This window comes from Haematobacter massiliensis, from assembly GCF_000740795.1.
Taxonomy (GTDB): Bacteria; Pseudomonadota; Alphaproteobacteria; order Rhodobacterales; family Rhodobacteraceae; genus Haematobacter; species Haematobacter massiliensis.
This window is the reverse complement of sequence record NZ_JGYG01000021.1, coordinates 1-9,194: the sequence shown is the minus strand read 5'-3', so window position 1 is coordinate 9,194 and position 9,194 is coordinate 1. Positions and strand designations below refer to the sequence as shown.

At 64.2% G+C, this 9,194-nt stretch carries 7 protein-coding genes and 1 pseudogene; all 8 read right to left on the bottom strand.

The annotated features are described in order from the left end of the window. Positions 1-805 (bottom strand): annotated as a pseudogene (locus tag CN97_RS18285) (hypothetical protein); the annotation flags it as partial. Further along, positions 802-1,455 (bottom strand): hypothetical protein, encoded by a 654-nt coding sequence (locus CN97_RS18280; RefSeq protein WP_035714580.1) that lies wholly within the window; start codon positions 1,453-1,455, stop codon positions 802-804. The gene CN97_RS18280 and the pseudogene CN97_RS18285, both read right to left, overlap by 4 nt. 432 nt (positions 1,456-1,887) lie before the next feature. Then, complete coding sequence (locus CN97_RS18275; protein WP_035714577.1) at positions 1,888-3,888, bottom strand: type IV secretory system conjugative DNA transfer family protein; 2,001 nt, start codon at positions 3,886-3,888, stop codon at positions 1,888-1,890. 8 nt (positions 3,889-3,896) lie between these two features. Further along, positions 3,897-6,230 (bottom strand): relaxase/mobilization nuclease domain-containing protein, encoded by a 2,334-nt coding sequence (locus CN97_RS18270; RefSeq protein ID WP_035714574.1) that lies wholly within the window; start codon positions 6,228-6,230, stop codon positions 3,897-3,899. After that, positions 6,217-6,798: a helix-turn-helix domain-containing protein gene (locus CN97_RS18265; RefSeq protein WP_035714572.1), complete on the bottom strand. Its 582-nt coding sequence runs from the start codon at positions 6,796-6,798 to the stop codon at positions 6,217-6,219. Before CN97_RS18265 ends, CN97_RS18270 begins: the two co-directional genes overlap by 14 nt. 564 nt (positions 6,799-7,362) lie before the next feature. Continuing rightward, a complete protein-coding gene (locus CN97_RS18260; protein ID WP_035714569.1) occupies positions 7,363-7,743 on the bottom strand; it encodes a type II toxin-antitoxin system VapC family toxin in 381 nt (126 codons plus the stop codon). Next, entirely contained in the window at positions 7,743-7,955 is a 213-nt protein-coding gene (locus CN97_RS18255) for an AbrB/MazE/SpoVT family DNA-binding domain-containing protein (protein WP_035714566.1), read from the bottom strand. Before CN97_RS18255 ends, CN97_RS18260 begins: the two co-directional genes overlap by 1 nt. 144 nt (positions 7,956-8,099) lie before the next feature. Then, the gene (locus CN97_RS18250) at positions 8,100-9,032 is read right to left on the bottom strand and encodes a DUF2493 domain-containing protein (RefSeq protein ID WP_035714564.1); all 933 of its coding nucleotides are present in this window, start codon (positions 9,030-9,032) and stop codon (positions 8,100-8,102) included. Positions 9,033-9,194 lie beyond the last annotated feature (162 nt).

The following is a 9,194-nucleotide window of genomic DNA, read 5'->3' as shown; positions in this document are numbered from 1 at the left end:
GCGCGCGCGCTGTCTCCGCGTCTCTCGCCGCTGCCGTCACAGCCTTGGACAATTTCTCGGCTTCTTGTTCAAGCTCGCGCTTGACGGTGCCTGTCTGCATCACCGTAGTCGCCCAAGGTATACCTATATACATCTGCAGCATGCGTGCTGGCAGGCCCGCCATCTGTACATCGCCGAGCAACTGCTTGTGGTCGCCTCCGAAGTAGAGGCCACCCGAAAGCGCGGCCCACCCATGCTCAACTACCTGGCGCTCGTCCTCCTTGCCCTGCATCGCCGTAATCGGGTCGAGATCGAGCGTATTCATCATGAAGCGCGACATCGCGGCATCGAAGCCCTCGTCCGAAATGAAGCGATCCAGTTCGTCCGTCTCTCCCGACACGCGGCGACGCGCCAAGCTGCCGCGCGGAACACGTTCCTCAACCGCAAACTCCACCACGTAACGCTGAGCATCGACATCGAATTCGACGCATACCCACGATAACCACCGGCGCACATCGTCCTGCAAGCCCTTGGGCCTGCCGCGCAGCGCCCACAGCAGGATTTCCAGCACGGTTGATTTGCCACGGAGGTTTCTCTGGCTCGTCACGGCCCAGACGCCGGCGGTCAGTTGCGACCAGTCGAAGTCGATCGTGCCCTGTGCGGTTCCGCGCTTTTCCCCCTTGAACGCTATACGGCGTATCGTCAACGTGCGCGCCGGTCGCAGCGGCCGGTTTGCCATAATTCCTCGCCTGCGCAGAGCCAATTCCGCTTCTGCGGGGGTCATACCGGCCCTTTCCGCGACCGTCTCCAGCCAGCTACCGCTCATTTGTCGAGCCCTTCCAAGATTGCTGCGAGCCGCGACAGCACCCGATCGGTGATCGGCTCGATTACATGGCTGAGTTCCGTTCCAGCATATTCGGCCTGTAGATACTGTCGGTCCTTCAGCGCCTTGCCACCCTGTGCGCCTGCTACCCGCGCCACGATACCGGCGCGGTCACGATACCAGCTAAGTTCGGATGCTGCAGCGGTGATCCGCCCCAGCGCGTCTTCGCCTGCGGTGGTCAACAGATAGAGATGCTCGCGGATTTTCCCTCCGGGAACACCGTCGCGCTTGATCCGAATGAGGTCTGCTGCCCGCAGGTTCGCCAGCGCATTGTCGAGCGGTTCAAACGCCCCGAACAGATAGCGCACCATCGGCAAGCGCCGGAGATCAGGTTCGCGATTATCGAATATGCCCTGTGCGATCATCACTAGATCACGTTCGCCGGACGCTTCGAACTCCGTTAGAAGTTCGTTGGCGAGATAGTCTGGATTACGCATCCAGAAGTCGAGCGCCTGCAGGCGCGACTGCGAGTGAAGCACGCAAACAATATCGTGTCCCCACCGGTTAACATTAATTTTGTCGCCCGCCGCATGAATGCAGGCGAGCAAGCGTATGGCTGTCTGTCTTTCGCTGGCTACGGCTATTCCTGCCACTTCAAACGCACCCTGTTATTGATCTTCGCCAACTTGCCCCGGCAAGGAAACCATCCCTTCTCTACTCGGTTGCTCCGCAATGACTAATTGAAGCCACTGTGTTCTGCGCGAAACATACAGAATCTTACGCTAGAGGTTTGAGGTATCGTCCGCCTAGCCCTCATTTGCGCAAACTCCTTTCTTGAGAGTTCCGATGGGGTTCTATGCACAAAGAGGACCCTCCGAGGCGGCTGTCAGTTCCCCTGTTCGATGCAACTTCGCCAGCATGACGGCATCGCGTCGATGCGTCTTTACGCGGTCTCTCAACTGATCCTGCTAGTTTCCGACTGCGGTCTGCGCGACCGACGGCTTTGCCAGCTTGCTGCAGCTCCCATGCCGCACCGCCGCATGTCCGCTGCCGACGATCGCGACGCCCTAACAATGCCTACCACCCTATCGAGCACCCAGCTTTTCGCCATCCGCCTCCCGCAATATCGCTTCCATCTCGTCCAAGCCGTCCACAGCGGAACGTATTTGCGCCTCATCAACCACCCCTACGACCTCAACATCCACGACCGAGCTTCCAAAATCCATCATCATCTGACGCTGTTCCTCGGCGATGACGGCTTGAACGACACGCGCGGTCTTCTTTGGGGCGAGGTGGGCTGGCCCTGACGGTCGCCCGCCAGCAGACTGTCGTGCCCTCTCCACATCGGCTTCAGCCCCACGGGACCCATTCGACGGCGGTGTCATCGGCATGGCGCGCACGCTCAGCGGCAGATTCCCCTGCGGTTCCCCGCTTCCGGGCTTAGGAAACGGCAACTCGCCCGTCTGCGCCGCGTGGATCGCCTTGAAGAGCCGATCATCAAAATACTGGATCCGCTTTGCGCGGACGGGCATTTGCGCATCGATAACCATGACGATCTCGTCGAGGGGCAGGCGGCGCGCCTCGTCTTCAGGCAGCAGAGAGCTTTCTTCGGTCCGGGTGGATTGGCTGCGGCCCTCGAAGGGGTTCTTGCCGATGGACTGGGACCGCGTGACCACGGTCTTCGTGGTCTTGCCGACCGCCTTGCTCAGCTCCTCGACGGTCTTCTCATCCGAGGGTGTCAGATAGAGCTTCACGCCCGCATTGCCCTGCAGGGCGCGGCGTGTGTTCTCGCCATAGATCTCATCGAGGGCGGGGATGGTCTGGGTCACGATGGCGAGGTGACCGCGGTAGGTCCGCAGGGTCTCGATGCTCTCGACCACGATGGGCATTTTTCCGAGGCGGTTGAACTCGTCGAGCATGATCATGACGGGCCATGGCTCGTCTGGCCCGGGATCCTTCTCCTGCATGGCCGAGAGCAGATCAGAGAAGAACAACCGGATCAGCGGCGCCAGTGGCTTCACCATCAGCGGCTGGACGACGAGGTAGACCGAAAAGGGCTTCTTGCGGATCGTCCGGAAATCAAAGTCCGACACCGCCGTCGCCTCATCGATGGCCGGGTTCTGCCATTGGTCGAGCCCCGAGGTCATCAGGAGCGAGACGTAGGAGGTCAGCGTGTCGTTGTTGGTCGAGGCCAGCCGCGTGAAGATCAACTTGGCGGCCCTGTTATCGACCTCATGGCCGCGCGCGAAATACTCCTTCTGCTTGTTCCCGCCCGAGGCCGCGATGCGGTAGATCTCGCCCAGGGTCGGGCGCTTGCGCTGGAAGGCCAGAAGCCCTGCGGCCACGAAGAGATCGATACCGCCCTTGAGGAGGCCCTGCACCCGGTCGTTGTCGCTCTGCAGAAAGAGCGTCGCGAGGAGCTGCAGTTCCATCTGCTGGCGGGCGGGATCTTTTAGCTCGTAGATGCGCAGGAGCGGGTTGTAGCGATGCGTCCGCATGCCCTCCCAATCTGTGGGGGCAAAGCGATAGACCTTGTCGCCCTGGGCAGCGCGGTGCCGCGCCGTGGCCTCGAAACACTCCCCCTTCACATCAAGCGTCACGACCGACCCTTGCCAGGTCAGCAGGTTCGGGATGACGAACCCCGAGGTCTTGCCGCGGCCCGTGGGCGCCACGATCAGCGCATGGGGAAAGACCTTCGAGCAGATGTAATTGGCGCGGGACCCCGGCGGCCCGAGCTTGCCGAGGATGAACCCGGTGCCGGGCGCCCCGAAAAACCCGTTGGCCTTCATCTCGCGGGCAGACTGCCAATGGGTCTGGCCAAAGCGCGTGAGAGCCGATCCCGAGAGGGCGAGGCTCAGCATCAGGCCTGCGGCCGCAAAGCCGCCGATGATGAGGTGGACGAGTTGGGCATCCTGCGGGCGCTGGTCGAGGATCGAGGCGTAGTTCTGCGCGATATAGGCAAAGTCGATCTCGGCCCCGAAACCCAGGTCCTGATAGGTCAGCACGGCCGAGGCGATGGTGTAGCCCATGGCCGCTGTCACCAGCGTCACCAGAAACGCACCCGTGGCGATCCGAGCCTTGCCCATGGCGGCGCTCAATGGATCTGGCCCCGCTCTGTCTCGCCGTCCACGTCCGCAGCACGGTGCCGTTCATATTCGGTGTCGGCCAGATCATCGACCACCTGGCGCAGGGCGTCAGTATTGGCCGTCGCGGCATCGGACTGCAGATAGACCTTGGCGACATAGAGCCGGTCCAGCCGGTCCTCGAGCACCTTGTCGAGCGCATCCGCATCGCCGGATGCGAGGCGGTCGAGTTGGCGGTCATCCAGCACCCGTGCGATCTCGGCCCGGAAGGCCTGCCGATCGGCGTCGGTCTGGAAGGGGGCGGACAACTCCCCAGCCCGCTCATGCTCCAGCACGCTTCGGATATTCTGCGGGATGTCGACTTTCGGGGGGGTGTTCGCCTCGGTGTTGGATGGGCCGATGCTGCGGATAGAGGATGCATCGGTGGCGAGGCTGTCTCGTGTGCCATTCGCCAACCGGACGGCATTGATCGCCCGCGTGTCATGTGCCTCGACGACAGAGGCATAGGTGGCCCCAAGGCCCCGGGCTAGATGATCGGGCATATCCGGATAGCGGCTCCGGAATTCATCGGCGACGGCCTCCGCGATCTGGGTTCGGGAGCCGCGCGTCGCCATGATCGCGTCCACGTCCTTCGTGATGGCCGCGGCGCGCAGGTCATCCGTGATCTCCTCTCGGTAAGGCTGCGTGCGGTCGATCACGTCACCGGGCTGTGCCAGCAGTTCCGGACGCTGCGCGAGATACGCTCGCTGCTCGCGCTCGATCCGACGCTCCGCCCGGTTGGTGACTTCCCAGTCCCGCGCCTCGATCTGATCGAAGCTCAGACCCTCAGACCGCATGTCGGCCCGGATCGTCGCCTCCATGCTGCGGACCGCTTCGGGATGATAGTGGAACCTCTCCGCGGTGGTTTCGTCTTCCATGACACCGTCCTTCACGAGCACGCCTTCGCGTTCCAGCAGGGTCCCAAGCTTCACATGCGCATCGTTCAGCATGTCCCGCGCGGTCTCGAGATCGGCGCGGCGCTCGAGGTTGAGATCCCGCGCCTCGGCCACCTTGGAGAGATCTGCGGCGATCCATTCATGCTCCAGCGCCGCGTTCGGGGCCCCCGCCTGGATACGCGCCACGACCTCGGACGTGCTGATCCCGGTTCCGCGCAGGGCAGTGTCGATCTGCGAGCGCAGGCGCGGCTCACTCAGGCGATCCAGCTCGCTCTTCCGGATATTGGCCTCCGAATAGACCCCGCCGTCCGAGGGCGGCTCGATCAGCGAATTCGAGCGCAGCCCGAGCGGCTGCATGTGCTGGACCTGCCTCTGGATCGCATTGAGGCTTTTCTCGAAGGCGGGCCGGTCCGCATCGGGTTTCTCGGCGATCATGCGCTGAACCCGCCCGAGCTTCTCGGCATAGAGGCTTCTCAGGTCCTCGAACGACTGCTCTTCCGCCATGTAGATGTCTCCTGCTCGCTCCACCTGCCCGCCCCGGGCCAGCACCTCGCCCGCCCGGAAGAGCGCATCGGCGATGTCCTCGCGGGCCTCCCGGGAGGCCTCCACCGCAAGCGCGTGGTAGATGGTTCTGGTATTGGCGATCTCGGCCAGCGTCCGGGTCAGGTCCTCGCCCACGCGCTCACGCTCGCGCGGCGCGCGGCCCTCGTCCTTTGCGGCGTAGACCTCGCTTGTGCGAGCGGGGTAATGGACGACCCCGCGATCCACCCGGCGCGTGGCCTCCAGCCGCACGCCATATGTCTCCGCTTCCTCGACCATGGCGAGGCGGAAATCGTCGTAGTTGAAGCGATGGTCGCGCCCCAGGAAGAAGAACTCGCCTTCCTGCGAGCGGCGGTTCAGGACCAGATGCGCATGCGGGTGATCGCGGTCCTCATGCACCGCGATGATGTAGTCGAAGTGCCCCGCGTCGGTCTGGAAGAACCGCTCGGCTACCGCCGTCGCGATGTCGCGCACATCCTCACCACGTGTTCCGACGGGGAAGGACATGAGCATATGGGTGGTCTGGCCGAGCTTTGGCTTGAAGCCCGCATCCCACCGCTTGGCAAAGCGCTCGGTCAGATCCTTGATGTCGCCTGCCTCGAGCTTCGCCTTCCCATCGAGGAAGCCGCTACTGTCCACGATATGGGTCGACTTGGTGGTGAGGTACTCGAGCTGATTGGCGAGCTGCGATTTGGTATGTGTGCCGCCGCTCCGGATCGCCTTGAAGACCGCCGGCCGGTGCCCCGCCGCCGCGCGCATGAGCTGGGTCTGCTTGGACACGTGCAGCCCCTGCATCGAGCCCCGGACGCGGCTCCAGCCATCCCGGAAGACCTCGCCCGTGACGGCATGGACGGCATCATTCAGCCGCATGCGCAAACTCCCGCAGCGCGGCCGTGGCCTCGAGCTGCATTGCAGTGCGACGGCGCCTGATCGCTAGGTCGATCTCGTCGGCGGCATCGAGGATGAACCGCGCCAGCCCCCGCATCTGCGCAAGACGCAGTTCCGTGAACTCAGGGCCAGCCCCCTGCCCTTGCCGGTTGGCCAGCGTCATCTGCTTGGCGATCTGCGCGACCCCATTGCCGACCTCGTGCAGCGAGGCGCGATAGCGCGCCATCTCGGCCGCCAACTGCGCGTCCGGAACGAACACCCCGCCCGCCGCCTGGATCAGCCGCCGCAGGCCCTCGGCCCGGCTCTCGATCCCAGCGGAGGCAAGCACTGCGTCAAGGGCTGCAAGCTCCGCGGTGGTCACCTTCACACTGACCGCGGAGACCGGGATCGCGGCATCTGCCTGGCGCTCGGCATCGGCTTTCAGGACGTAGCGCACGGCCCGCGCCGTCACCCCGAACTGTGCCGCCAGATCGGTCGTCGACACACCCTCCGCGGCCTCGCGGACGATCTGCATCTTCTCCATCTCTGTCAGGCGTTTTGCTCGGGACATGCGGAAGAAAGACCCCCTATTTCCTGCCACCTTCCACCAAGGCTGCCTCCACCTTACGTTTGTATAAATGTTGGGTCAACAATATACTTGCGTAAGGTGGGGGCAGCCTTGGTGTCCGTTTCCCCCGCGGCCCGCAGGGACGCGGGGCTCTCGCCTCTCTCACAAGAACGGCCCGCTCTTCGGTCCGCCCCCCGTGGCCCTTGAGGGACGAACACGGTCGTGGCTCGTGTGAGTTATAGAAGAGCGTTCTATCGCTCATGCGCCGGAACCGGACGCACGCCGCCTGGCCGGAGTCCAGCAATGACGCCGCAGCCGGCGACCCTCTCGAGCGGCGGTTCCTCCCGACGCCCGACGAGATCCTCGGCACCGTCCGCGATGCGACTGGCGACGCGGGCGACCGCCTGCGCATCGACAGCCCGGGATCTGCGGGATCTCGTCGAGATGGCAGCGCTGAGCAGAACTGGTGCGCGGCAGCATCCGGGGTACGGGCTACGGCTGTCGGCCAGATGACTACGGGAAGGCGCGGGTCGCTGATGTGGAGCCAGCGTGATGGCGCGGCTGATCTCAGCCGTTCGTCTTCGGCATGAAGTCCACGCCCGGCAGCCCTTCGAAATGCGCGTCGCAGGTCAGAAGCGTCGCGCCCCGGGCCCGCGCCGTAGCAAAGATGATCGCATCGGCGGTCGCGAGTTTGTGCGTGCGGCAGGCGTCAGCCGCCGCGAGCGCGATCTCGGTGTCCAGCGGGACAACCTGACAGACCTGGGTGAAGGCGATCACCTGATCCGCCTTGTCCTCGCCGACTTCCCGGGTCAGCCACTTCGCAAGCTCCAGCTGCACCATGGTTGGCACCAGCCAGTCGGACTGCTGTGGCAAACGCGCCGATAGCGCCTCTCCGGTGGGCGATCCGATCAGCCATTCGATCCAGGCGGAGGTGTCGACCAGCACCATCAGAAACGGTCAGTCCGGTCACGATAGTCCGTCGCGGCAGCGCCGCGAGCCAATCCCTTCAGGGCGTCGCGTTTGGGGACGGGAACCAGCAGGACACCCGTGCCCTTCGGGATGAACGCAAAGGTGAGACCGGCCTCCCAGTGCTGGGCCGTGCGGATCGCCTTGGGGATCGAGATCTGGAACTTCGACGACAGTGTGGCTGTCTCGGACATTGTCGTACCTTTTCTTTAACGATGCCGAAAACGTAAGAGTACGTACCCTGAGAGTCAAGTTTGCTCTCCTACCCGGACGCGCTCCTGACGCATCGCGCGGCTGCCGTGCCGGGACCGCTTTCCCCGAGAAAAGAAAAAGGGGGCTCACGCCCCCTTCTCGAACTTCATGACCGGGATGCCCAGCTTCTTGGCCTTGTCGGCGAGGTTCTCCTGGATGCCATTGCCCGGGAAGACGAGGACGCCCACCGGCAGCACGTCCAGCATCGCGTCGTTGCGCTTGAAGGGCGCGGCCTTGGCGTGTTTGGTCCAGTCAGGCTTGAAGGCCACCTGCGTGACACCCCGGGCCTCAGCCCATTTGGCGGCGATGAGCTCTGCGCCCTTCGGGCTGCCACCATGCAAGAGGACCATGTCGGGATATTTCGTCCGGACCTGGTCGAGCTTGCCCCAGATCAGGCGGTGGTCGTTGAAGTCGGTCCCGCCGGTAAGGGCGACCTTGGGGCCTGCGGGCAGCATCACCTCGGCCTCCGCGCGGCGCTTCGCGGCCAGGAAGTCGCGGCTGTCGATCAGCGCGGCGGTCATGTGCTGGCGGTTCACCATCGAGCCGGTGCGGGGGCGCCAGGTGGAGCCCGTGTGATGGACGAACTCGGTCGCGGCGTGATCGCGCATCAAGTCCATGCAATTGCGCCGTTCGATGAGCGTCAGGCCTTCGGCCGTCAGGCGCTCAAGCTCGGTGGATTTCACCTCGGAGCCGTCCTGCTCGCGCTGGAGGCGGCGCTGCGCCTGTTCGTTCTCGTCGAGCGACCGCTCGATCCGGGCCGTGGCGCGGTGGAAGAGGTTGACCTGGCCCCAGAGCACCTCTTCGAGGTCGGGTTCCATGCGGGTGTCTTCCAGGGTCGCCACGAGGGCGTCGAAGATGTCGGCGACGGCGACCGCAAGGCGCTGCCCATCGGGCATCGGGCGCGGATCGGGTTCGTCAAAGGGGCGGTAGCCATAGAGCTGCAGCTCGTCGAGCGCATGGGCGGTCTGGGATGCGGTGTGGGCGGGTTCATACGCGTCGTCGTGGGTGTGGATCGTCATCTGTTCTTGCCTCCGGGCTTGTCTCGTCCGCGCGACATCCCGCGCGGCCTTCATGGGCTGCGAAAGCTGTCACTGGGGACGCCCCTTCACCCCCTTTCGGGGCCGGAACGCATGTGGAGGAGGACGGGGGGCGGCTGATTTGATGATGTGGACACCCCCACC

Coding starts and splice junctions, on each gene's coding strand:
- CN97_RS18255 (WP_035714566.1), bottom strand. CDS start 7,955: ATGTCCGAGACAGCCACACTGTCGTCGAAGTTCCAGATCTCGATCCCC.
- CN97_RS18275 (WP_035714577.1), bottom strand. CDS start 3,888: ATGGGCAAGGCTCGGATCGCCACGGGTGCGTTTCTGGTGACGCTGGTG.
- CN97_RS18250 (WP_035714564.1), bottom strand. CDS start 9,032: ATGACGATCCACACCCACGACGACGCGTATGAACCCGCCCACACCGCA.
- CN97_RS18270 (WP_035714574.1), bottom strand. CDS start 6,230: ATGCGGCTGAATGATGCCGTCCATGCCGTCACGGGCGAGGTCTTCCGG.
- CN97_RS18260 (WP_035714569.1), bottom strand. CDS start 7,743: ATGGTGCTGGTCGACACCTCCGCCTGGATCGAATGGCTGATCGGATCG.
- CN97_RS18265 (WP_035714572.1), bottom strand. CDS start 6,798: ATGTCCCGAGCAAAACGCCTGACAGAGATGGAGAAGATGCAGATCGTC.